The sequence below is a fragment of the Promicromonospora sp. NPDC050249 genome (assembly GCF_040656015.1).
GTDB lineage: Bacteria > Actinomycetota > Actinomycetes > Actinomycetales > Cellulomonadaceae > Promicromonospora.
Genome location: NZ_JBFAKY010000005.1, coordinates 202,299 through 224,989, shown reverse-complemented (window position 1 = coordinate 224,989; position 22,691 = coordinate 202,299). Strand labels below are relative to the sequence as shown.

The window sequence follows — 22,691 nt, the reverse complement described above, 5'->3', positions numbered from 1 at the left end:
CGGGCGGCGGGGTGCTAACCCGGGCCGGGGCCACGACGTCGGGCGGATGGAGCCGCCCACGACCACCCACTATCTCACGTCCTCGTGACCGATGGCTGCGGCGAACGTCACGTTCTGTGTGGTTCTATGTGGCGCATGATTCCCGCAGCGACCAGCTCGGCCGGACCGTTCGCCGCCATCGGCGACGTGCTCGGCACCATCTGGACCAACGCGGTCACCCCGGTGGACCCGCCGTCGAACCTGATGGTGCTCGGCATGTGCGCGGTCGCTCTGATCGTCGTCCTGTACCGGCCGCTGTGGCACGTGACGCGGCACGTCATCACCATCGCCCACGAGGCGTCGCACGGCCTCGGCGCCCTGCTCACGGGCCGCAAGCTCGAAGGCATCCGGCTGCACTCCGACACCTCCGGCCTGACCGTGTCGCGTGGCAAGCCCCGCGGCCCTGGCATGGTCATCACCGCCTTCGCCGGCTACGTGGGGCCCGGCCTCATCGGCCTCGGGGCCGCGTGGCTCCTCAAGCTCGGCTACGCCGTCGGGCTGCTGTGGCTGCTCGTCGCACTCCTCGCGCTGCTGCTCCTGCAGATCCGTAACTGGTTCGGCCTCTGGTCGATCCTCGTCAGCGGCACCGCGCTCGTCTTCGTGACCTGGTTCCTGGAGCCCGAGGTGCAGAGCGCCGTCGCCTACGCGGTGACGTGGTTCCTCCTGCTCGGCGCGGTACGCCCGGTGTTCGAGCTCCAGATCCAGCGCTCCCGCGGTCAGGCCCGGACGTCGGACGCCGACATGCTCGCTCGCCTGACCGGCGTCGGCGGGCTGTTCTGGGTGGCGATGTTCCTGCTCGTCACCCTGGGCGCGCTGGCGCTCGGCGGCGCGTGGATCCTCGGGGTCGCGCTCTGACGAGCTGTCGACCGCAAGAAGGTCCGCTGTACCAAGCGATGAGGCCCGGAACTCACTTGAGTTCCGGGCCTCATCGCTTGGTACAAGCGGACTTCAACTTGCTTGGGTTGGCGCCCGGTCAGGGGCGCCAGGGATCACGGCGTGGGCGTGAGCACGAATCCCGGACCCTCAGCACCCGGGTCGGTGTCCAGCGTCAGTGTGTCCAGGGCAGGAGCAGCCTCCGCCTCGACGAACACGTTGGTGGCACCCGAGGCGTCGACGACCTGGTCGTCGGGCTGCGGGGCCGGAACCAGCGCGAGCTCGAAGTTGCCGGGCTGGCCGGACGCCTGCGCGATGCGCAGTCCGCCCTCGACCGGCACACCAGCCTGCTGAGCGAGGTCCTGGACGGCCGTACGGGCATTGTCAGTCACGGTGAGCACGTTGAGCTCCTCAGATTGGTTCTCCGCGGTCTCGTCCACCGAACCAAGCCCACCGGCACAGCGCAAGCGTGAGACGCATTTAGGGTGAAATCTCCCGGTGAGTGAGACAGCGGGTGACAGACGCCACGCGAAGACGTACGGTGCCCCGCTCGGCCGTGTCTACGACCTCACCGCACCTGACCGGTAGGCTTTCTACTCGCGCGCCCGGATGCCGGGCATGCGGGCCTCTAGCTCAATTGGCAGAGCAGCGGACTTTTAATCCGCGGGTTCCGGGTTCGATCCCCGGGGGGCCCACCGTCGTAGTGCCCTCACCGGCCGAATGGTCCGCGCACTACCTTCCGCCCTGCAAGGCCTCCGCGAGCGCCGTGATCACCGGGCCGCCCTGGCAACACTTAGCCATTGCGCTAAGTGTCTCACTGCGCTAATACTTAGCCACATGGCTCAGCATTCAGCAGTGCTCGACGGCGTCTTCGTGGCCCTCGCGGACCCGACCAGGCGCGCGGTGGTCCGGCGGCTCGGCCGCGGGCCCGCGAGCGTCGGCGATCTCGCCAAGGACGCCCCGATGACGTTGCCGTCGTTCATGAAGCACGTGCGGGTGCTCGAGTCGAACGGCCTGATCCGCACCGCGAAGTCAGGCCGGGTGCGCACCTGCGAGCTCAACAAGGAGCAGTTCGCGCTCGTCGAGGACTGGCTCGCCGAGCAACGCAGGATCTGGACAGGCCGCACCGACCGCCTGGAGCAGTTCGTCACCGAGGAGAACGCATGAACCCCGAGCTCGATCTCAGCATCGACCGCATCATCCGCGCGCCCCGCAAGCAGGTGTGGGACGCCTGGACCCAGCCCGCCAAGCTGGCGCAGTGGTGGATCCCCGCCCCTACCCGGTGCCGCGTCGAGCGCCTCGACGTCCGCGCAGGGGGTGGCTTCGTCACGCTGATGAGCGACGACGGCGAGGCGTTCGTGCCCCACCTGGACGCCTGCTTCCTGGCCGTCGACGAGTACGAGCGCCTGGTCTTCACCAACGCGATCACCAGCGAGTGGCGCCCGACGAGCCCGGCGCCGGTCCCGATGACAGCGGAGGTCGTGCTGCGGGACCACCCGGACGGCACCGACTACCGGGTCACCGTGCGCCACGGCGATCCGGCCGACCGCGCCCGCCACGCCGAGCTGGGCTTCGCCGAGGGCTGGGGCTCGACCACCGCCCAGCTCGCGCGCCTGGTCAGCGCCGCTCCCGCGGTGTAGCGTCAGCGATCCCGCGGCGAATCCTTTGCCGCTGTCGATGGACCGGTGCCGCCGCTGAAAGGCACCCCCTCATGTTCATTCGTCCGGGAGACACCGCCACCATCGGGTGAGCGGGTCCAAGTCGAAGCCGACCGAGCTCCGCCGACGACGACGCACCAGGCAGCACGGCTGCTGGGGCCATCTCGTCGTCGCTCCGCTCTGGGTCGCATACGAAGCGAACCTCGGGACCCTGCTGCGCACGTGCGACGCCGTCGGCGCCTGCCTGGCAGTCCCCCGCACGCCCCATTACAAGGAAGCGCTGGCCAGGGGCGACACGCTGCGCGGGCGGCGACCCTGCATCCACTGGGTGGCGCCGTCGAAGGAACGCTGGCTCGACGAGCAGCGGGACGGTGGCTTCCGGCTCGTCGCCGTGGAGCTGGCCGACGGCGCGACGCCCCTGCCGCGCCTCGAACCCGCCCGGAACCCCACGGTCCTTCTGCTCGGGCACGAGCACCAGGGGGTGCCGGACGACGTGCTCGCGGACGTCGACGAGTGTGTCGAGATCCCGATGACCGGCTGGGGTGCGAGCCTGAACGTCGCGGTCGCCGGCAGCCTCGTCGTGTACCGGCTCGCGGGCCTGTCGTGACAGGTCGTCCACGGAATTCGTCCACGGAATGCGCACCACCGTGCGCTCCGCGACCGGTACCGTGGTCGCCCACCCGACGCTGAGGGGCTCTCATGACACAGCTCGACCGCCGCACAACTCTGGCAGGCGCTGCCGTCGTCGCGTTCGATCCGATGACGTCACAGTGGCTCACCAGCTTCCCGGAGAACACCGGGGCGGTCCCGAGTCCTCCCCTCGACGGCGAGCTCGTCACGGACGACGCGTCCCTCACCGAGGCGGCCACCGACTACGGGCACCTGGTCCACCGGCGCCCGCGTGCGGTGCTGCGGCCGGGTTCGGTCAGCGACGTCGTCACCGTGGTGCGCTTCGCGAACGAGCACGGACTCACGGTCGCCGTGCGCGGGCAGGGCCACTCGACGTTCGGCCAGGCGCAGGCCGACTGCGGCATCGTCATCGACTCCCGCACGCTCGCCACGATCCACGAGATCACGCCCGACCGGGCGGTGGTCGACGCCGGCGTCCAGTGGCTGGACCTGGTCCGCGCGGCGCTGGCCGTCGGCGTCGCGCCACCGGTCACCACCGACTACCTCGGCCTCTCGGTCGGCGGCACGCTGTGCGTCGGCGGGATCGGTGGCGCCTCACAGCACTTCGGGCTGCTCGTGGACAACACGTTCGAGCTCGAGGTGGTCACGGGCGACGGCCGGCTCGTCACCTGCTCCGCCGATCACGAGCGCGAGCTGTTCGACGCGGTGCTCGGCGGGCTCGGCCAGTTCGCCGTCATCGTGCGCGCCACGGTCCGGCTCGTGCCTGCCCCGGCCATGGCCCGCGTCTACACGCTGACATACCCGCTGGTCACCGACCTGACGGCCGCCCAGCGTACGGCTCTGGCCGACGGCCGCTTCGACTACCTGGAGGGTCAGCTCGTCCCCACCGACGACGACGGCTTCGTCTTCGTCCTGGAGGGCGGGGCCTGGTTCACGAGCGAGCCGCCCGACGACGACGCCCTGCTCGCGGGTCTCGCCCCCTCCGGCGTCGACGTCGCCGACCTGCCGTACTTCGAATGGCTGAACCGGATCTACGAGACCGTCGAGCAGATCGAGGCACTCCGGCTGCCCGGACCGTGGCTCAACGTGCTCGTCCCGGACGCGGCGACGGACGACGTCGTCACGGAGCTCCTGACCACCCTCACCCCCGCCGACGCCGGCGGCGTCGCCCTGCTCTACCCGACCACCCGGTCGCTGATCACCCGCCCGCAGGTGATGGTCCCAGAGGGCCCGGTGTTCTTCCTGCTCGCGCTGCTCCGCGCGGTGAGCCCGCCCGACGACGCCGAGGCGGAGCGCCTCATCGCCGAGAACGACGCGCTCTATGCCAAGGTCCGCGCCGTCGGCGGCACCAGCTATCCGGTCAACGCGCTGCGCCTGACCCCCGCCGACTGGCGCACCCACTACGGAGAGCGCTGGCCCGCCGTGCGCAGCGCCAAGGAGCAGTACGACCCCCGCCGGGTGCTCACGCCGGGTCAGGGTGTCTTCGAGGACGTCAGCAGAGCTCCTGGTACTCCTTGAGCCCCTCGACCGTCGAGGCGATGTCGAGCTCCACCTGTTCGCCCTCCCCCAGGTCGAGCGACTCCTGCAGCTGCAGGAACGGCACCCGGATCTTCTCGACCGGGCCCCTGAACTCCTCGGGCACACGCGGCTCGAGCCGGCCGAGCTCCATCGCCGTCGCGTGCATCTGGTCGGCCGCCTGGCCGTCGAGCCCGTCGCTCGCGCCGACAAGAGCGGTGCCGATGCGCTCCTCGAGCGTCTTGTCGTTGTCCACGTACATCGCGGCGCACGCCTGATTGGCGTCCAGCGGCGCATCGGGGTCGCGCTTCGCCGAGGGTGCCGTGCTCGTGCTGCCCGACGGCGACGCGCTCGCACCGGCGTCGGCATCACCGCCGGCCGAGCAGCCGGCGAGCAGGACGAGCGTGGCAACTGCGACGAGGGCGCCGCGGGCCCGGAAGCCGGCCGGGGCGGTGATGACAGATCGGACCATGGCGGACATGAAACCACCAGGCGCTGGGAATTCGCGCATCCGGCGGGTTTCGCCCGGGTGGCCGACACGGCGGCCTCAGGGCCGGGCGGTGAACTGTCCCGGAACACTCCCGGAATTCGCCCGCCTCCCACTGGGAAGCCGCGCGAGGGCGGCCTAGCGTGGTGAGTGAACCGCAGACCCGGAGGTCAGCATGGCCGTCGCCAGTCCCGCAGTCATCGCCCACCGTGGCTACTCCGCGGTAGCGCCGCAGAACACGCTCGCAGCGGTCGAGGCCGCGTGCCGCGCGGGTGCGGACGCCGTCGAGATCGATCTCCAGCCCACCGCCGACGGCGTGGGCGCCGTGATCCACGACGAGACCGTCGACGCCACCACCGACGGCACGGGCAAGGTCTCCGCCCTGACCTCGGACGAGGTGCTCGGGCTCGACGCCGGCGCACGCTTCTCCCCCGCGTTCAGGGGACAGCGCGTGCCCACGCTCGCCGACGTGCTGGGCGTGCTCGTGCGGCACCCGGACACGGACCTGCTGCTGGAGCTCAAGGGCTCGTGGACCGCTGAACAGGTCGAGCGGGTCACCGCCACGATCGCCGACGCCGGGTTCGACCACCGCGTGCTCGTCCAGAGCTTCTGGCCGGGCACCGTGGCCACGGTGCGTGACGTCGCGCCGCACCTGCCGGGCGGCCTGCTCGTCTCGTTCGACCCGCCCGGGCTGCTGCGCCTCTGCGAGCGCCTTCGTGTGGTCGCCTGCAACCCGTCGGTCGCGACGGTCGCGGGCAGCCCGCGCCTGGTGTCCCGTCTGCACGCGGCCGGCCTGCGGGTCATGTCCTGGACGGCGAACGACCCCGCCGCGTGGACCACGCTCGTCGACACCGACGACGGCGCGGGCGTCGACGCCGTCATCACCGACCGGCCGGAGCGGTTCGCCGGCTGGCTCGCCGGCCGGCTCGCGGGCCGGAACGACCAGCAGGCCGCGCCACCGTCGCCGAGCAGGGGCGGGATCCGGTTGCGGCGGCGCCGGGTCCCGGCGCCGCGGGTCGTCGCGGGCACCGCCTGACCTGTCCCGTGCGGCGTGCGGGCTAGGTCCGGTGCAGCCAGCCGTGCAGGCTGCGGGTCACCCACGGGAGCACCCAGTACGCCATGATCGGCGTCAGGATCAGCGTCGAGATCAGCACCTTGAGCACCAGCGCGACGTCGTCCCACCCGGGCACCAGGTAGGTGAACAGGGCGGTGAAGAGCAGGTTCACCGGGAAGAAGCCGAGCCAGATGCTCGTCGCCTGCTTCCACCGGGGCGGCACGACGACGGCTGCGACGTCGGCCGGCTCGTCGACGCGCGTCGGGTCCTCGAACCAGCCCTCGATGCCCGTCCGCTGCTGGTAGCGCAGCTCCTCGACGAGGCCGGTGCCCTGCGCCAGCCAGTCCCGGCGTTCGGCGGACTGCTCCCAGGCGGCGAGCCGGTCGGCGTCGGCGAAGCGGTAGAGCATGTGCCAGTCGCGGGAGCCCTCTGCGGCGCGGATCCAGCCCGAGCCGAGGAAGCCGTCCCAGCGGTTGGCGAGGTTGACGCCCGACTGCACCCAGCGGGTGACCTCGGGGATGTGGTCGGGGTTGACGATGCGGTGGATGGACACGGTGACGGGTTGTCCGGCGGGGGTGGGCACGGATCCGTTCGCGGCCTGGTCGTGATGGGCCATGCTCGAAGTGTCACGCATGCCCCTGCGCCCTTCAATGTGAGCGCGCACACCCCAGGTTGTCGGCCCTTCACGGTCGCGCCACCATCTGCGCCCAGTTTTTGTGAGGCACGCCTCCGCGGAGGGGGTTCCATAACTCTTGGACGGTCGTCCAGCATTGAATGTCGCCGCATGGAACCAACCCCCTGGGCCTCCCGGCCCGGTTCCACGCGGCGACAGCCATGACCTCCGCGACCCGTCGCGCGCCGTGGCCAGACAGCAGCAGGCGCACCCGTCACCGTCCGCCAGAGGGATCAGCCCCTCACGGTGTCAGCGTGCCCAGCCGCAGAACGGAAGCTCAGCGTGCCCCAGACGCCGAACCCCGTCGCGCCCCGCACGGCGCGCCTTGTCCCTGTCCCCGAGTGTCAGGATCGTCCTTGACGCGCGGCGACCACGCACTCGTTCCCCGTCGTACGCGACGCCCGGGCACCAGCGGAGCACATGCGGTAGCCGTGGTGCCATCGGGCCACCCCATGGTGCGCCGCTCGTCCTTCGCGATAGCCGCAGCACTCACCTCGGTCGCCCTGACCACCACGGCGGCGGTCAGCCTCACCGGGACCGACGGCGACGCCGTCGGCTCCGCGGGCAGCGCTGCAGTCGCCGAGCGTGCCGCACAGGCCGGACCCGTCGTCGTCGGCAGCGCGCTGGTCGCCGACCCGGCGATGCGGTCCGCCTCCGAGAAGGCGACCGCCGTCCTGACCGACGCCGAGTACGTGACCCGCGAGGGCGACCTCGACCGCAAGGAGCGCAAGCAGCTCCGGGCGGCCGCTCAGAACCTGCGGTCCATGCTGGAGCAGGCGAGCGTGGGCTCGGGTACGGGCATCGCCGGTACCCGGCAGGCTCCCGCTGCCTCCCGGGACGGCGAGCGTGCCTCGCTCGCCGAGCGTGCGGCGGGCGTCCCCGCCGCCGGTGAGCCGACTCCGAACGCCACCCCCAGCGCGGCTGCCACCGAGCCCACCAACCTGGCGGGCACCCTCACGGGGGTCGCACCGCTCAGCGAGCAGGGGACCACCGGGCGCCCCGTCCTCGAGACCCCGCTCGCAGCCCCGGTCGACCTGACCCCGGCGGCGCGGCAAGCGGACGCCGCGGCCGGCGCCGGGACGTCCGCCGCCACGGCGGCGCCGTCGGCCACCCGCATCGAGAAGGTGACGGCTTCGCTCCAGCGGCTCATCACCAAGGCCGACGGCGACGCGGTCGTGTCCGTCAAGGCGGGCCCGACGCCGGAGGAGATCGCCGCCGCGAAGAAGGCCGCCGAGGAGCGGCGTGAGGCCCGTGCGGCCCGCGCCGCCGAACGCGCGGCAGCCAAGGCACGGGCGGCAGCTGCCGCCCGGGTCGCCGAGGCGAAGGAGATGGCCGAGGCCGCGCAGAGCTACGGCAACGGGCAGATCCCGTCGAGCGTGCTCTGCGGCCTGGGCTGGGCACCGGACCAGCTGCTGCGGTGCGACGCCGCAGCGGAGCTCGAGAACCTGAACAGCGCCTTCCGGGCGGCATTCGGCCGGAACCTGGACGTGACCGACGGATACCGCTCCTACGCGGAGCAGCTGTCGGTGGCAGCGTCGAAGGGTGGCCTCGCGGCGGTGCCCGGCACCTCCAACCACGGTTGGGGGCAGGCGGTCGACCTGTCCGGCGGCATCGAGTCGTTCGGCACCGCGGAACACGCCTGGATGGTCGCGAACGCCGGCAGGTACGGCTGGACGCACCCCGCCTGGGCCCAGGCGGGCGGCAGCAAGCCGGAGGCCTGGCACTGGGAGTACGGCACCTCGTACTGACCGGTGCGCGCTGACCGGTGCGCTATGTCCCCTGCGCACCGGTCAGCGCCACGAAGCCGGCCCCGCGAAGCTCGGCTCCTGTCGGAGCCGGCTCTGTCGGGGCCGGCTTCGTCATGCCCAGCCGAGCTCGTGGAGCCGTTCGTCGTCGATCCCGAAGTGGTGGGCGATCTCGTGGACCACCGTCACCGCCACCTCCTCGACGACGTCCTCGCGCGTCTCGCAGAACGCGAGCGTCGGGTTACGGAAGATGGTGATGCGGTCAGGGAGCGCGCCGGCGGCCCACATGTGGTCGCGTTCCGTGAGCGGCACACCCTCGTAGAGCCCCAGCAGGTCCGGATCGTCGGCGGGCGCGTCGTCCTCGACGAGCACCACCACGTTGTCCATCTGCGCCGCGAGATCCGGCGGAACGAGGTCAAGCCCCTCGCTGACCGCTGCCTCGAAGTCCTCTCGCGTCATCTCCACCACGCACCCATCATCCCTGACAGGAGGCAGTTCGAGACCATGTGGTGGATGGTGCAGCGAGACCGCCGACCGACTGTAGACTTGCCAGGTCCCAGCCCCCATCGTCTAGCGGCCTAGGACCCCGCCCTTTCACGGCGGTAGCACGGGTTCGAATCCCGTTGGGGGTACGAAGGGGCTCGTCAGAGCCACGTTTCGAACGTTGTGAGGCAAGTCATCCTGCCGGAGTCCGAATCTGATTTCAGGTTCGGGCCCGGGATGGGTTAGGGTTCTCACGGTTCGGAAAGAGCCCCCCGGATGCGGGTAAGCATCCAAGGCCCTGTAGCGCAGCTGGTTAGCGCGCCGCCCTGTCACGGCGGAGGTCGCGGGTTCAAGTCCCGTCAGGGTCGCGCGAGGTACGCCCGGGTTGTCGGTTGTCTCGACTATCCGGGCGTTCGCGCTAGGGCTCTGTAGCTCAGTTGGTAGAGCGTTCGACTGAAAATCGAAAGGTCACCGGATCGACGCCGGTCGGAGCCACAGCCAAAGGATCGCAGGATCCAGCGATCTCGATGGGCCGCACTTCTTCGGAAGTGCGGCCCATCGGCGTTTCCGCGGCTGACGTGGGCGCCAGGGCTCACCGACACTCCACAGAAGTGGTGGCCGTCCTCAGACAACTCCAAGGCAATTCCTTTCAGGAAATGTCCATTCGCGCATGGTTCCCTTCATCCCTTTTCCTCGGAGCCACGCCGCGCCAGGAATTGCCCCATGCGCACTTGACCTGTTGAGTTGTCTTCAGCGGCGCAGTTACGAAAACGGCGGCACGGGAGGGCAGATGATCGAGAACGTGAAGATCGACAGCCAGACAGGGGCAGCAGGCAGCGCCCCGACAGGTACGCCGGAACCCGAGCGGCCCGCGTCGCTGGGGAAGCTCGTCGAGCAGATCTCCGACCAGGCGTCCCGGCTCGTACGCGCGGAGATCGCGCTCGCCAAGGCAGAGCTGGCCGAGAAGGCGAAGAAGTCCGGCATCGGTATCGGACTGCTGGTCTTCGCGCTGCTGATCCTCGTCTACACCGTGGGCGTGCTGCTCCTGGCCGCCGTGTACGGCCTGGGGACCGTGTGGCCGCTCTGGCTGTCCGCGCTCGCCATAGGCGGCTTCATGCTGCTCGTCACGGCCGTCCTGGCACTGGTGGGCGTGCAGCTCCTGAAGAAGGGCACCACCCCGCCGGAGAGCGTCCAGCGGGTGAAGGACGATATCGCGTCGATCAAGGAGGGGATGCACCGATGAGCACTCCGACAACACCGCCGCCCAGCAGCCATGAGCTCGAGGCCGAGGTTCTCCGTACCCGTGCGGAGCTCGCTGCGGCGATCGACGAGCTGACCACCCGTCTGAGCCCCGGCTATCAGGCCTCCCGCATCGCGCGCGAGGCCAAGCAGGCCGCCAGTGACGCCGGCGCGATGGCCACAGGCGCGTTCGGCAACAAGAACGGCCCGGCGCAAGATCCGCGCCGGGCCCGCAACGCCAAGCTCCTGATAGGAGCCACGCTAGGTCTGGTAGTCCTCGGCACGGCAGTTGCCGTGACCGCTGTACTCAGGCGCGCGCGGGGCTGAGCTGGGGGGCAGCACCCGGCGCGCCTTCGTTCTGCTTGCCGACCAATCCGTCAACGACGCCTGACTAGTTGTCAGAGTCGCCCGAGCTGTCCGCTGCCGCACCGAGCAGCGCCCGTACCTCGGACTCCTTGTAGCGGCGGTGACCGCCAAGTGTCCGGATCGACGAGAGCTTTCCCGCTTTTGCCCAACGCGTTACTGTCTTGGGGTCAACACGGAACAAGCTCGCTACCTCGGCGGGCGTGAGCAGGACCTCGGATTCTCCGTGGATGGACATCCCCGCACCTCCTCCGGAACGGTGTCGGCCTGGCCGTACCAGGCGGTTGACGACACCCGCTCTTGCACCATTGTTAGCAGCAAACGGGATTTAGGCGACTTGGGGGAGCGGTTTATTTCCTCACTTTCTCCAGGCCTCGCCACGCGCGCCCGTTTCGGGCGTGTCTCGGACACGTGCGACACGCCAATGGCACTATCCGCCCGCACCTCGTCGCCGCGTACGCCCGGTCGCAGGGGTGAGACCGGTCGACAACCGCACGTCGGCCAGGAGTCGGCAAAGCGTCAGGGAAAGGCATGCCGGTGCTGCGAGCGGGAATCCGCCGGTAGGTGAAACGGGTACTGACCAACGAGGGGCCACAGCAACGTGTCGGTCTGGTGTTGGACATGCATCCGTCAAGGAGCGGGTCGTACCCGAGCGGGGCCTGTGGGACAGGGTGATCCGAATGTCACATCAGGCGATCGGACGAATCACGTCCACGGACTGGAAGAAACGCCGTACCAGCATGTAACGTTGGAACCTGGACAGACGAAACGCTACGGGGCCGCACGTCCATGCACGGTGCCGCCCCGCTCCTACGTTGAGGGGGGTCGGAGCCATGGGCCGCGGCCGTCAGAAGGCTAAGCAGACCAAGGTTGCTCGCGAGCTGAAGTACTACAGCCCGGACACCAATTATCACGCCCTCGAGCAGGAGCTCAGCGGAAGCTCCCGCACGGATGTTGCGACTGCGACACAGTCGCGGTGGGACGCCCCGGAGGACGAGGAGTACGACAATAGGTACTCCGACTGGCTAGAGCAGGACGGCAACGCGCGTTAAAGGTGCCGGCGCCTTAGCGCCGGCACCGCGTTCAGTCCTCGAGCAGGTCTCGGCTCCGCATCATCAGCGGTAGTCGTTCACGAGCCTGACAGCGCCGCCGGACACACCCTTTGTCCCTGCGACCAGGTCTTCCTGCGCCGCAGAGGCATCCAGGGTCTCGACGCTCCCGAGCGTCCACGCGGGCACGCCCAGCGTGGACAGGCGGGAGAGGGCCGCGGCGGCGCCGTCAGCGCCCACCACCGCCACCATGCCTACGCCCAGGTTGAGGGTGTTCTCCAGGTCGCGGTTCGGTACGCCACCGAGATCGCGCACCATGCGGAACACCGCCGGCACGTCCCAGGACGCGCGGTCGACCGTAGCGACCAGTCCTGCGGGCAGCACGCGCGCCAGGTTCGCGGCAAGGCCGCCGCCGGTCACGTGCGTGAACGCGTGGACCTGTGCTGCCTCGTCCGCGGCAAGGGCCAGGCAGTCGGTCGCATAGACGCGCGTCGGCTCCAGAAGCTCCTCGCCCAGTGCCCGGCCCAGATCGTCCACGTGCCGGTCCAGGGACCAGCCCGCGTGCTTGATCACCGCGCGCACCAGGGAGTACCCGTTGGAGTGCAGACCGCTGGACGCCATGCCGATCAGCACGTCGCCGGGCTGGACCCGGTCCGGGCCGAGGACCTTGTCGGCCTCCACGATGCCGGTGGCGGCCCCCGCGACGTCGTACTCGTCGGGCTTCAGGAGGCCGGGGTGCTCGGCGGTCTCGCCGCCGACCAGCGCGGTGTCGGCCACCTCGCAGGCCTGCGCGATGCCACGGACGATGTCCGCGATCCGCTCCGGCACCACCTTGCCCGTCGCGATGTAGTCGGTCATGAACAAAGGCTTGGCGCCGATCACGACGATGTCGTCCACGACCATGCCCACCAGGTCGAACCCGATGGTGTCGTGCTTGTCCATCGCCTGCGCGATCGCGACCTTGGTGCCGACGCCGTCGGTGGACGTCGCCAGCAGAGGTGCGCGGTACCCCTTGAACGCCGACAGGTCGTAGAGGCCGGCGAAGCCGCCCACGCCGCCGAGCACGGCCGGGCCCTGCGTGCGGCGCACGGCGTCCTTCATGAGCTCGACGGCCTTGTCGCCCGCCTCGGTGTCGACGCCGGCGGCGGCGTACGTCAGGCCTTCGGATGTCACTGGTGCTCCATGAGAGTGGTCGGGGCGGGTGAAGCGGTGTTGCTGGTGAAGCGGTGTGGTCACGGGTGCTCGAGCGCGGTCGAACCGCCCCTGCTCACGGCGAGCTGCTTGAGCCCGTCCTCGGGCGGGCCGAGCGGCAGCTCCGCCTGCTCGAGCAGGTGCTTGCCGAGCTGGTCGTCCGGGGGCAGCTCGATCGGGTACTTGCCGGTGAAGCACGCGGCGCAGAGCTGCGAGCTGGGCTGCTCGGTCGCGGCGATCATGCCCTCGGTCGTGATGTAGCCGAGGCTGTCGGCGCCGAGCGACTGCCCGATCTCGTCGACCCCCAGACCGTTCGCGATCAGCTCCGCGCGCGACGCGAAGTCGATGCCGTAGAAGCAGGGCCACTTCACCGGCGGCGACGAGATGCGCACGTGCACCTCGGCGGCGCCCGCCTCCCGCAGCATGCGGATCAGGGCCCGCTGGGTGTTGCCGCGCACGATCGAGTCGTCCACGACCACGAGGCGCTTGCCCTTGATGACCTCGCGCAGCGGGTTGAGCTTCAGGCGGATGCCGAGCTGCCGCAGCGTGTCGGACGGCTGGATGAACGTGCGGCCCACGTAGGCATTCTTCGTGAGGCCCTGCCCGAACGGGATACCGGACTCCGCCGCGTAGCCGACGGCGGCCGGCGTGCCGGACTCCGGTGTCGGGATGACGAGGTCGGCGTCCACGGGGTGCTCGCGCGCCAGCTGGCGGCCCATCTCGACGCGCGCGGCGTGCACCGAGCGGCCGTTGATGGTGTTGTCGGGACGGGCCAGGTAGACGTACTCGAAGACGCAGGCGGCCCGCTCGACCTCGGCGAAGCGCTCGGAGCGCATGCCGTCGGCGTCGATGCAGATCAGCTCGCCCGGCTCGACGTCGCGCACGTAGGACGCACCCACGATGTCCAGGGCAGGGGTCTCGCTGGCGACCACCCAGCCGCGGTCGAGGCGACCGAGGACCAGCGGGCGCACACCCTGCGGGTCACGCGCCGCGTACAGGGTGTTCTCGTCCATGAAGACGAGGGAGAAGGCACCGCGCAGACGCGGGAGCACCTCCAGCGCCGTGGCCTCGAGGGTGCGGTCCGCGTCTCCTGCGAACAGCGCGGTGATGAGCGCGGTGTCGGTCGTGTTGCCGCGGGCGAGCTCGCCCCGGCGCTGCGCGCCGTAGCGCTCGGCCACGAGGTTGACGAGGTCCGCCGAGTTGGTCAGGTTGCCGTTGTGGCCGAGGGCCACCGTGCCTGACGCCGTCGCGCCGAGCGTGGGCTGGGCGTTCTCCCAGGTCACACCACCAGTGGTGGAGTAACGGCAGTGCCCGACGGCGATGTGGCCGGTCAGGGCGTTCAGGGCTGTCTCGTCGAAGACCTGGGAGACGAGTCCCATGTCCTTGTAGACGAGGATCTGCTCACCGTTGCTGGTGGCGATACCCGCGGACTCCTGTCCGCGGTGCTGCAGGGCGTACAGACCGAAGTACGCGAGCTTGGCGACCTCCTCGCCGGGTGCCCAGACCCCGAAGACGCCGCATGCGTCCTGGGGGCCCTTCTCGCCGGGCATGAGGTCGTGGTTGAGTCGGCCATCTCCGCGCAGAGGCATGCCCCGAGTATCCCATGCGGTCGGATCGAAGTCGTCTGCCCGACCTGTGACCTCTGTGTCAGGGCCCGCAGGGTCAGCGGCCGCGCAGGCTCCGGCGGTCGGCGATCACGGCGAACAGGCCGGCCAGCAGCGTCGTCACCATCGTGACAAAGGCCGTCAGCACCGTGACGTACACGCCGGGCTTCATCATGGACGCGCCGGAGGGCGAGTTCACCAGGTAGAGGGACAGGCCCAGCCCGAGGACTATCCCGATCAGCGCGCCGGTCCAGAAGAACGCCTTGTAGCGCGGAGCCCGGCGGACGCTGGCCGGGTCGATGACGTCGCGCACCTCCACGTCGTCGGCGGAGTCGCTCGGTGCCTGGGTTTCACTCACGAAACCAGGGTACGCGCCGCCCGGAGTGCCGACGTAGAACTGTGACGAGGTAGAACCCTGGCGAAGCAGAACCGCAGCGCACCCTCGACGGGTGCGCTGCGGTTCTGTCTCGGCGAAGCCGGCCGGCTAGCCGACGAGCTGCCAGGGGCTGCGCTTTCCGACGCCCGGGATCTGGAGGATCGTCGGGCGGGTCGCCTCGTAGACCAGGCCCTTGTAGGTCACCAGGTCGCCCCACCAGTAGAGCTTGAACGGCCGCCAGGCGGGCGCCTCCGGCTCCACCGGATCTGCGGCCTCGACGGTCAGCGGCAGCCGAGCCGTGGTACCGGACGGCGATGCCTGCACCAGGAGCTGGTACGCCCCGGGTGCCGTGCCTGCCGGGACGGTGACCGTCGCCGACGTCGCGCCGCCGGTGACCGTGCTGGTACCGAGGGAGACGCCGTCGGCCGCCGTGCCGCCCGACGGGACCAGGAAGGTCTCGACGGCGGTGTTCTGCGGGGAACCGAGCGAGGTCAGGTCCAGGCCGGACAGGCTGACGCCGGTCGAGGCGCCGGCCTTGACGGTGCCCGGCAGCGCCGGGGTGACCGTGCGGGTGCGGGCAAAGCTCGGCGTGATCGGCGAGGAGCTCTTCAGGTACGAGATCCAAGCCTCACGGTCGACCAGGCCCGAGTCCCGGCTCTCCGTACCCTCGGTGAAGGCCCGGAAGTTGTCGCCCCCCGAGACCAGGAAAGAGAACGTCCCGACGCGGTACTCCGCGGCCGGATCGACGGGCACGCCGTCGATGGTGATCGACGAGACGTTGTCGCCCGGCGTCGCGTTCGGGTCCGCCGTCCGAGCCGTGTACGAGACGTTGTCCGACAGGCCCAACGCCAGGAACGGGCGCGAGGGGCGGTTGCCGTTGGCGTCCGTCTGCCACTGCTGCTCGAGCAGCGTGTCGAGCTGCGCGCCCGTGAGGGTGGTCGTCCACAGGTTGTTGACGAACGGCAGCACCGCGTTGGCCTCGGCGTAGGTGATGACGCCGTCCTCGCCGAAGTAGAGCTCGTTGCGCAGGCCGCCCGGGTTCACGACGCCGATGTCGGCGCCGCCCCGCTCCTCGGCGGCGAGCGACTCACGCAGCGAGTTCGCCACCAGGTTGCCGAGCGCCGACTCCGACGCGCGGTCGTCCCGGTTGCCGCCGGTGTAGACGCCGCCCGTGTAGGAGCCGCCCGCGAACGCCGTCGTGACGTCGGCGGTCACCTCGCCGACCGGCTGTGCGCCGATCTCCTGGGCCTCGGCCAGCGCGGCGTCGACGATCGAGTCGACCTCGGCGACCGCCGGGTATGTCGCGATCAGCTCGGCGGCCGGGGTGGTCGTGCGCGCCACGTTCTCGGCGGTGTAGCCGGTGACGTCGAACGTCGCCGTGTCCACCGTGAGGGAGACGTGGCCCAGGAACTCGCCGTAGTTGCCGGTCTGGATGATCGGACGGGTCTCCCCCGCCGCACCCGGGACCGGGGCGTCCCATGCGTACTGCTTGTGCGTGTGGCCGGTGAAGATGGCCGCGATGCGCGGGTCGGTGTTCTGCACGAGGTCGGCGAAGGGGCCGCCGGCGGCGATCTCCTCCTCCAGCGTGGAACCGTCGGGCGTGCCCCCACCGGCGCCGTCGTGCGCGAGAGCCACGACCACGTCCGCCTCGCCGTTCGCGGCGTCGCCGTCGAGCAGCTCGTCCGTGACGCGGTTGAGCGCCTCGACCGGGTCGCCGAACTCGAGGCCCTCGATGCCCGTTGGCGTGACCAGGGTCGGAGTCTCCTGCGTGACGACACCGACGAAGCCGACGTCGACACCGTTCACCGCCACGACGTCGTACTCCGGCAGCGCGGGCTCGCCCGTCGCCTCGTCGTAGACGTTCGCGCCGAGGATGCTGAAGTCCGAGGCGGGCACCACACGATCGGTGAGGTCCGCCATGCCCTGGTCGAACTCGTGGTTGCCGACCGCGGAGGTCTTCAGGCCCAGCGCGTTCAGCACGTCGAGGGTGGGCTGGTCCTGCTGCAGCGCGGAGGCGAACAGCGAGGCGCCGATGTTGTCACCCGCCGAGACGAAGGCGGTGCCCTCAGGGTTCTGCGCGCGGATCTGCTCCACCGTGCCCGCGAAGTTCACGGTGTTCTGGTCGATGCGGCCGTGGAAGTCGTTGATGGCAACGAGGTCCAGGTCGACCGAGCCGGGCTCGGAGCCGCCCAGGTCGAGCCCGACGATCGCCGGGTCGTGGTCCGAGGACCGGAACGGCGTCTCGTCGTAGAGGATCGACGCGTTGTAGTTGTAGCGGCTGTACTCGTTCGCCACCGGCTCGTACGCGTTGATGTTCCAGATGTCCACGCCGGTGACCAGCTCCGCCGCCGCGGGCGAGGCCAGCTCGTGGTCGAGCGAGCCGACCATGCCACCGAAGTTGTAGGAGTACTCGCCGGTCTCAGCGGCGAGGTCGACGTAGCCGGCCTCGGCCAGGACGTGGATCGGGTCCTCGTGCTCGTAGGCGTTGAAGTCGCCCACCAGCAGGACCTTGTCCGTCCCGGCGGCCTGCGCCTGGGCGTCCGCGAAGGTGACGAGGTCGTTCGCCTGACGCACACGCGACTCGTTCGAGGCGCCCTGGCCGTCACCCTGGTCGGCGTCGCCCGGCCACGGGCCCGCCGAGCCCTTCGACTTGAAGTGGTTCGACACCACGAGGAGGTCGTCACCGGCGTCGGTCGCGCCGCCGGCGGGCTGGAAGACCTGCGCGAGCGGACGCCGGGCGTTGTCGAAGGCGTCGCCCGTCAGCAGGATGTGCGACTCGCCCACCGGCTCGGCAGTGGCCGTGCGGTAGATGAACGCGTTACGGATCACGTCCTCGTCGGCAGGCACCTCTGCGGGCGAGGCCACGTAGGCCCACGTGCCTGCACCCGCAGCGGCGTTGAGCGCGTCCACCAGGTCCGACACCGCCTGGTCCCGGGACTTGTCGAGGAAGTAGCGCGAGTTCTCGACCTCGAGCAGCGAGACGACGTCCGCGCCGAGCGCGTTGATCGCCGCGACGATCTTGGTCTGCTGACGCTGCAGGTCCTCCTCCTCGGCCGCGCCGCGGACGTCGCAGCCGCCCGAGACGGTGACCGGGTCACCCGCACGGTCCGTGTAGTAGGTGCAACCCGTGAGCTCGTCGCCCGTGGTGCTGAAGTAGTTCAGCACGTTGAACGTCGCGACCTGAAGGTTGCCGCCCACCTCGGCGGGAGCCTCCTCGCGCGTGTTCTCGAAGGTCGCGGGCTGCACGGCGTCGGCGACGTCGGGCGTCAGCTGGGACGTCGGCTGGAAGCCCCACGCGTCGAACCGGTAGTCGAGCACCACAGGGCGCGTGAACGTGACCCCGGCGCCCACGCGCAGCGGTGCACCACCCGTCAGATAGGGCAGCGGCTTCGACTTGTTGGCGGTCGAGTTGTAGTTCAGCGACGAGCCGTCGTCGAGGAGCACGCCACGGGCCGCGTTGTCCGCGATCTGCGCGTCGTACTCCGCCGACCCCGGCCGGCCCGCCGTCGTGGGCTGCACGAGCGGGCTCGCACCGGCCGCCAGGCCGATGACGCCGTAGTAGTTGGTGTCGTAGTTGTCCGTCACCGTGAAGGAGCCCTGCGGGGCGAGGAGCATGCCCTCGAAGGCCTCACGCTCTGCGGCGGCGGCCGGCCAGGCAGTCGCCGTCGGCTCGACCGTCGCGGGCTCGTTCAGCACTGCCCAGCCGCCCGCCGACGGGGTGAGCTCGGTCAGCCCGTTGTGCTCGGAGACCGCGCCGGTCACCTCCACGTGGTCGCCTGCCGAGAGGTCGGCGGCCGCCGCTGCGGAGAACACGAAGATGCCGTCCGACGCGCCGGGCGTCGGGTCCTGGGCACCACCCGTGCCGGCGGTCTGCAGGTACAGGCCGTTGAACCCACCGGTCGGGTAGACGGCGGTGACGACGCCACGGGTCGTCACCGTCTTGCCCACGAGCGGCGAGGCGTCGCCGGTGCCCTGGATCTCGGCGATGGGGGTGACCTCGCCGGGCTCGGTCGGCACCGACGGGGTGGGGCTGGGCTCGGGCTCGGAACCCGCACCGTTGACGGGGGTCACCGCGGTGGAGAACACGAAGTCCGCCGAGTTGTCACCGGCGTCGCCGGTGCGCTCGAGGGACCCGACCACGCCGGTGCCCTGGCCGGCCGGACCCTGAGCGGTCTCGAACGTGTCGGCGGTGCCGTAACCGAGCAGGTCGACGACGCCAGGGGCGCCCTCGGCCGGTACGGCGCCCTTCGCGGGTGTGACGGCGGTGGCCTGCGACGCGAGCGCCACGACGCCGGAGGTACCGCTCGGGTTGAGGGTGCCGACGGCGTCGGGCGTGGGGAGCGGCTCGCCGTTCGCCGCGTTCGAGGCGCCCTGCACGAGGTAGTGGCCGCCGGCGGCGATGGTGCCGCTCAGCGCGGTGACGCCGGAGAACGTCGCGCCCGTCGCGGACTTGTACTGGACCGACCAGCCGTCGACGCTGACTGGCTCGTCGGTCGGGTTGTACAGCTCCACGAACTTGTTCCGGTACGGCTGGCCGGTGCTGCCACCGGCGAGGTAGGCCTCGCTGATGACGACGTGCCAGGAGTCCGGGCCGTCGGCGGTGGCCGCCGGCGCGGCGTAGGCCGCCGTCGCGGGCACGGCGAGCGCTGCGGAGAGAGCCACTGCGACTGCGGCCCTTCCACGGTGGTGGGGGTGCGGTCGCGGGGACCGGAGCGTGGTGGGTCTCACGCTGACTCCTTCTGCAATAGCCGACCGAAGGCCGGGCTGGGAGTGCACTGCTGCTGGACGTCTTGTTCGGCGGCATCGCCGTGGCCGGGCGCGCATCAGTTGCGCAGGCGGTCCGGCACGAGTGTCACCAAACCAATCACTGCCTCGTGAACCAGCGGTTACGGCTGGACACCCGCGGGGAAAACTGGTGTCCCCGCACCGGGTGAACCCTGCCGCGACAGATACACGAGATCGACGCCGAGGCTAGCGGGTGTCACCGACATCCGTTAGCACGCGCGCCCTGGTTCACCCTGGAGGGACCGGGGACTCCGGGTCCCCGTGCACTCCGGACACCGCCCGGCGTCCGACCGTCAGCGGCAGCAGGTCGGAGATGTCGGAGCGTTCGCCCGAGGCGTGCACGCGGCCGTCCATGACGGCGTCCGCCCAGGTCACAGTGCCGGTGGCCAGGCCGAGCCAGGTGGCCGGATCGGTCTCGACCACGTTGGGCGGCGTGCCGCGCGTGTGCCGTGGCCCGGCCACGGCCTGTACCGCGCCGGCGGGCGGAACGCGGACCTCCACGGAGTTGCCGGGAGCGGTGTCGGCCAGCTCCTCCAGCGTGAACCGGACGGCGGTGGTCACGTCACGCCGGTCCGCCTCGCCCCGTGCCCATGCGGCAACGGCGGTACGCCCGGCCGCCGGGTCCGTCCGGCGCCGCGGGGGCACTACCGCACCGCCAGTGGGTCGTCGCCGAGCCGCATCCGGGCGGCGGCAGGCGCTGCATGCTTCATGGAGCCAGTATCGCGGACCGCCGGATCAGTAGCGGTAGACGTCCGAGCCCGGGCCCTCGACCGCGAGCAGGTCCGCCGCCACGACCATCGGCAGCTCGAGCGATGCCACCGACGGGTAGTCCACGTGCGTCACGTCCGGGAACGCGTCCCCGCGTACCGCGGGTACGGGCTGCGACGGAGCCGCGAGCCGTCGGGGCGACCCGCTCTGCGGTGCGTGCCGTGGCCAGGGCTCCGACAGCGGCATCTCGTCGCGGACCTGCGGACGTACGGGCCGCCGCATGGGCGGGTAGCTGATGCCGTGGCCCGGGTGCCGCGGAGCCGCCAGCTCCTCGCCGTCCGGCAGCGGCTGCGGGGCCGGCTGGGGATGCTGCGGGACCGGTCGGGGCCGGGGTGTCGGGCGCGGCCCGGGGCTCGGGCTCGGCTGCGGGGCCGGCTGCGGGGCCGGCTCGGGGCTGGTCGCGAAGGCGGGCTCGACGGTGGACCGCAGGACTCTCCCGTGGGCGGGCACCGGGCCATCGGCGACCGGGACGGAGAAGGCGGCGGGGTCCGCGGCGCGTCGTGCCACGCCGGCGGCCGAGCGCGGCCCCGTGGTGGAGCGCGGCCCTGTGGTGGAGCGCCGTCCGCCGCCGTCCCACGTGTCGGCCCGAGCAGCCGCGGTCCCAGCCCCTTCACCCGTTCCCGGGTCGACCGCGCCGTCACCGGGCAGCGTGAACATCACCCGGCGCTCGGACACGTCCGCCTCGGCGAGCGTGACCCGCACCTCGTCGCCCAGCGGGAGCCGCGGACCGGTGACGCGCGCGCGCACGGCGGGGTCGCGCAGCACCACCAGGCCGCGCTGCATGTCCTTGGTGTCGTCCTCGACGTCGACCACCACGCCGTCGAACTCCTCGCCGAGCCGGTCGGCGAGGAGGGACGCCTCGACGATGTCCACGCACTCCCGCTCGAACGACGCGGTCCGGCGGCCGGTCTCGGCCATCACGGCAGGCAGGTGCGGCAGTGCGTCGAGCACCCACCGCGGGACGGCGGTACCCGCAGAGATCGCGAGGCAGACCTCGGTCGCATAGCGGTCCACCAGGCGCCGCAACGGCGCGGTGACGTGCGCGTAGTCGGCGGCGATGGCGGCGTGGCGGGTGTTCTCGGGCGGCGGCACGGGGGCGCCGTCGGGCCCTGGCATGCCGAACGCGACGTAGCCGGCACCACGGAACAGGGTCGTCGCCTCGTTGAGGAACGCCGCGTGCTCCGGGACCCGCGAGACGAGCGTCGGAACGAGGCGTGAGTACGGGACGCTGTCCGCCCAGTCGATCCCGAGCGCGCGGGCGGTGCGGTGCAGGCGGGCCAGGTCCCGGGGGTCGGCCTCGGGGAGGGTGCGCAGGATGCCGACCCCCGCCTCACGCATGAGATGGGCCGCCGCGATGCCGGTGAGCAGGGAGATCTGCGCGTTCCACTCCTCGACCGGCAGGTTGCGACGGAACGAGAGCGTGTACGTGCCGTCCTCCCGCCGCTCCACCTCCTGCTCGGGCACCTCCAGCGAGACGCCACCGCGCGCGGCCTCCAGCGACTGGCGCAGGCGCCCGACGTCGGCCAGCAGCTGCAGGGACTCGCTCGCCGTACCCGCGTCGAGGGCCGACTGGACCTCCGCGTACGTGAGCCGTTCGCGGCTGCGCACCAGCACCCGCTCCAGCGAGGCGCCGGTGATGATGCCGCGTGCGTCCAGCGTGACCGTCCACAGCACCGCCGGGCGGTCCTCCTCGGGCAGGAGGCTCGCCGCACCCTCCGACAGGATCTTCGGGTGCAGCGGTGTCCGGGCGTCCGGCCCGTAGACGGTCATGCCCCGCTTGCGCACCTCCATGTCGAGCGCTCCGCCGGGTGTCACGAAGGCGCCCAGGTCCGCGATCGCGTAGTGCACCACGTAGCCCTCGCCCGACTGCTCCACGTGCACCGCCTGGTCCAGGTCCTTGGAACCGGGCGGGTCGATGGTCACGAACTCGATGTCGCGGCGGTCGTTCCGGCCGACGGAGAGGTCCCTGTCGGCTGCGGCCCGAGCCTCCTCGAGGACGTCCTGCGGGAACATCGCGGGCAGGCCGACCTCGGCGCGGAGCGCCGCGAGGGCACTGCTCACGTCGTCGGGGGCGGCGGGCGCGAGGCGCATCTGACGAGTCGGCACATCTGCGAACATAGGCTGATTCCGCGCTCGCCGCGCGGTGTCGCTGTGTTGTC

Annotated in this window: 21 protein-coding genes and 4 tRNA genes; 14 read left to right on the top strand and 11 right to left on the bottom strand. The window is 71.1% G+C overall.

Annotated features, from left to right (window positions below; all coding sequences use genetic code 11):
- Positions 1 to 126: 126 nt before the first annotated feature.
- Complete coding sequence (locus AB0I32_RS06045; RefSeq protein ID WP_357503891.1) at positions 127 to 894, top strand: M50 family metallopeptidase; 768 nt, start codon at positions 127 to 129, stop codon at positions 892 to 894.
- A 134-nt stretch (positions 895 to 1,028) separates the two neighbouring features.
- Here AB0I32_RS06045 and AB0I32_RS06040 read toward each other — a convergent pair whose 3' ends face one another.
- Positions 1,029 to 1,313, bottom strand: a complete 285-nt coding sequence (locus AB0I32_RS06040) for an iron-sulfur cluster biosynthesis family protein (protein ID WP_357503889.1) — start codon at positions 1,311 to 1,313, stop codon at positions 1,029 to 1,031.
- A gap of 221 nt (positions 1,314 to 1,534) precedes the next feature.
- Here AB0I32_RS06040 and AB0I32_RS06035 point away from each other — a divergent pair.
- The 5 genes from AB0I32_RS06035 to AB0I32_RS06015 all read left to right on the top strand — a co-directional run bounded on the left by AB0I32_RS06035 (position 1,535) and on the right by AB0I32_RS06015 (position 4,718).
- A tRNA-Lys gene (locus AB0I32_RS06035) sits at positions 1,535 to 1,607 on the top strand.
- Positions 1,608 to 1,749: 142 nt separating this feature from the next.
- Positions 1,750 to 2,079: a metalloregulator ArsR/SmtB family transcription factor gene (locus AB0I32_RS06030; protein ID WP_357444642.1), complete on the top strand. Its 330-nt coding sequence runs from the start codon at positions 1,750 to 1,752 to the stop codon at positions 2,077 to 2,079.
- Entirely contained in the window at positions 2,076 to 2,552 is a 477-nt protein-coding gene (locus AB0I32_RS06025) for an SRPBCC domain-containing protein (protein ID WP_357503887.1), read from the top strand. The genes AB0I32_RS06030 and AB0I32_RS06025 overlap by 4 nt, the downstream gene beginning before the upstream one ends.
- A gap of 106 nt (positions 2,553 to 2,658) precedes the next feature.
- Positions 2,659 to 3,177: a TrmH family RNA methyltransferase gene (locus AB0I32_RS06020; RefSeq protein WP_357503885.1), complete on the top strand. Its 519-nt coding sequence runs from the start codon at positions 2,659 to 2,661 to the stop codon at positions 3,175 to 3,177.
- 92 nt (positions 3,178 to 3,269) lie between these two features.
- Positions 3,270 to 4,718, top strand: a complete 1,449-nt coding sequence (locus AB0I32_RS06015) for an FAD-binding protein (RefSeq protein ID WP_357503883.1) — start codon at positions 3,270 to 3,272, stop codon at positions 4,716 to 4,718.
- Here the strand turns inward: AB0I32_RS06015 and AB0I32_RS06010 are convergent.
- A complete protein-coding gene (locus tag AB0I32_RS06010) occupies positions 4,693 to 5,187 on the bottom strand; it encodes a hypothetical protein (protein WP_357503881.1) in 495 nt (164 codons plus the stop codon). The two genes, AB0I32_RS06015 and AB0I32_RS06010, sit on opposite strands and share 26 nt — an antisense overlap.
- A 190-nt stretch (positions 5,188 to 5,377) precedes the next feature.
- Between AB0I32_RS06010 and AB0I32_RS06005 the strand changes: the two genes are divergently transcribed.
- Positions 5,378 to 6,238 (top strand): glycerophosphodiester phosphodiesterase, encoded by an 861-nt coding sequence (locus AB0I32_RS06005; protein WP_357503879.1) that lies wholly within the window; start codon positions 5,378 to 5,380, stop codon positions 6,236 to 6,238.
- 22 nt (positions 6,239 to 6,260) lie between these two features.
- On the opposite strand, the gene AB0I32_RS06000 is transcribed toward AB0I32_RS06005, so the two are convergent.
- Entirely contained in the window at positions 6,261 to 6,872 is a 612-nt protein-coding gene (locus tag AB0I32_RS06000) for an antibiotic biosynthesis monooxygenase (RefSeq protein ID WP_357503877.1), read from the bottom strand.
- Positions 6,873 to 7,363: 491 nt separating this feature from the next.
- Between AB0I32_RS06000 and AB0I32_RS05995 the strand changes: the two genes are divergently transcribed.
- Entirely contained in the window at positions 7,364 to 8,677 is a 1,314-nt protein-coding gene (locus AB0I32_RS05995; RefSeq protein ID WP_357503875.1) for a D-alanyl-D-alanine carboxypeptidase family protein, read from the top strand.
- 111 nt (positions 8,678 to 8,788) lie between these two features.
- On the opposite strand, the gene AB0I32_RS05990 is transcribed toward AB0I32_RS05995, so the two are convergent.
- Positions 8,789 to 9,133: a metallopeptidase family protein gene (locus tag AB0I32_RS05990; protein WP_357503921.1), complete on the bottom strand. Its 345-nt coding sequence runs from the start codon at positions 9,131 to 9,133 to the stop codon at positions 8,789 to 8,791.
- A 100-nt stretch (positions 9,134 to 9,233) separates the two neighbouring features.
- Between AB0I32_RS05990 and AB0I32_RS05985 the strand changes: the two genes are divergently transcribed.
- The 5 genes from AB0I32_RS05985 to AB0I32_RS05965 all read left to right on the top strand — a co-directional run bounded on the left by AB0I32_RS05985 (position 9,234) and on the right by AB0I32_RS05965 (position 10,723).
- Positions 9,234 to 9,306 (top strand) — tRNA-Glu (locus tag AB0I32_RS05985).
- A gap of 145 nt (positions 9,307 to 9,451) precedes the next feature.
- Positions 9,452 to 9,525: transfer RNA gene (locus AB0I32_RS05980), tRNA-Asp, on the top strand.
- Positions 9,526 to 9,579: 54 nt separating this feature from the next.
- Positions 9,580 to 9,652, top strand: a tRNA-Phe gene (locus AB0I32_RS05975).
- 295 nt (positions 9,653 to 9,947) lie between these two features.
- A complete protein-coding gene (locus AB0I32_RS05970; protein WP_357503873.1) occupies positions 9,948 to 10,400 on the top strand; it encodes a phage holin family protein in 453 nt (150 codons plus the stop codon).
- Complete coding sequence (locus AB0I32_RS05965) at positions 10,397 to 10,723, top strand: DUF3618 domain-containing protein (RefSeq protein ID WP_357503871.1); 327 nt, start codon at positions 10,397 to 10,399, stop codon at positions 10,721 to 10,723. Before AB0I32_RS05970 ends, AB0I32_RS05965 begins: the two co-directional genes overlap by 4 nt.
- A gap of 64 nt (positions 10,724 to 10,787) precedes the next feature.
- On the opposite strand, the gene AB0I32_RS05960 is transcribed toward AB0I32_RS05965, so the two are convergent.
- Positions 10,788 to 10,997, bottom strand: a complete 210-nt coding sequence (locus tag AB0I32_RS05960; RefSeq protein WP_108495333.1) for a BldC family transcriptional regulator — start codon at positions 10,995 to 10,997, stop codon at positions 10,788 to 10,790.
- 595 nt (positions 10,998 to 11,592) lie between these two features.
- On the opposite strand from AB0I32_RS05960, the gene AB0I32_RS05955 reads away from it, so the two are divergent.
- On the top strand, positions 11,593 to 11,811 hold the full coding sequence (locus AB0I32_RS05955) for a DUF3073 domain-containing protein (protein WP_357503869.1): 219 nt from the start codon (positions 11,593 to 11,595) through the stop codon (positions 11,809 to 11,811).
- A 63-nt stretch (positions 11,812 to 11,874) separates the two neighbouring features.
- Here the strand turns inward: AB0I32_RS05955 and purM are convergent, their stop codons facing one another.
- The 6 genes from purM to AB0I32_RS05925 all read right to left on the bottom strand — a co-directional run bounded on the left by purM (position 11,875) and on the right by AB0I32_RS05925 (position 22,638).
- The gene (purM, locus tag AB0I32_RS05950) at positions 11,875 to 12,981 is read right to left on the bottom strand and encodes a phosphoribosylformylglycinamidine cyclo-ligase (RefSeq protein WP_357503867.1); all 1,107 of its coding nucleotides are present in this window, start codon (positions 12,979 to 12,981) and stop codon (positions 11,875 to 11,877) included.
- A gap of 59 nt (positions 12,982 to 13,040) precedes the next feature.
- Positions 13,041 to 14,588 carry an amidophosphoribosyltransferase gene (gene purF / locus AB0I32_RS05945; protein WP_357503865.1) on the bottom strand — a complete coding sequence of 516 codons (1,548 nt, stop codon included), beginning with the start codon at positions 14,586 to 14,588 and terminating at the stop codon, positions 13,041 to 13,043.
- Positions 14,589 to 14,661: 73 nt separating this feature from the next.
- Positions 14,662 to 14,961: a hypothetical protein gene (locus AB0I32_RS05940; protein ID WP_357503863.1), complete on the bottom strand. Its 300-nt coding sequence runs from the start codon at positions 14,959 to 14,961 to the stop codon at positions 14,662 to 14,664.
- A gap of 126 nt (positions 14,962 to 15,087) precedes the next feature.
- Positions 15,088 to 19,641, bottom strand: a complete 4,554-nt coding sequence (locus tag AB0I32_RS05935) for an ExeM/NucH family extracellular endonuclease (RefSeq protein WP_357503861.1) — start codon at positions 19,639 to 19,641, stop codon at positions 15,088 to 15,090.
- 351 nt (positions 19,642 to 19,992) lie between these two features.
- The gene (locus tag AB0I32_RS05930) at positions 19,993 to 20,409 is read right to left on the bottom strand and encodes a sterol carrier family protein (RefSeq protein ID WP_357503859.1); all 417 of its coding nucleotides are present in this window, start codon (positions 20,407 to 20,409) and stop codon (positions 19,993 to 19,995) included.
- A gap of 90 nt (positions 20,410 to 20,499) precedes the next feature.
- Positions 20,500 to 22,638, bottom strand: coding sequence for an RNB domain-containing ribonuclease (locus AB0I32_RS05925; RefSeq protein ID WP_357503857.1), 2,139 nt, complete (start codon positions 22,636 to 22,638; stop codon positions 20,500 to 20,502).
- Between the last annotated feature and the right edge of the window lie 53 nt (positions 22,639 to 22,691).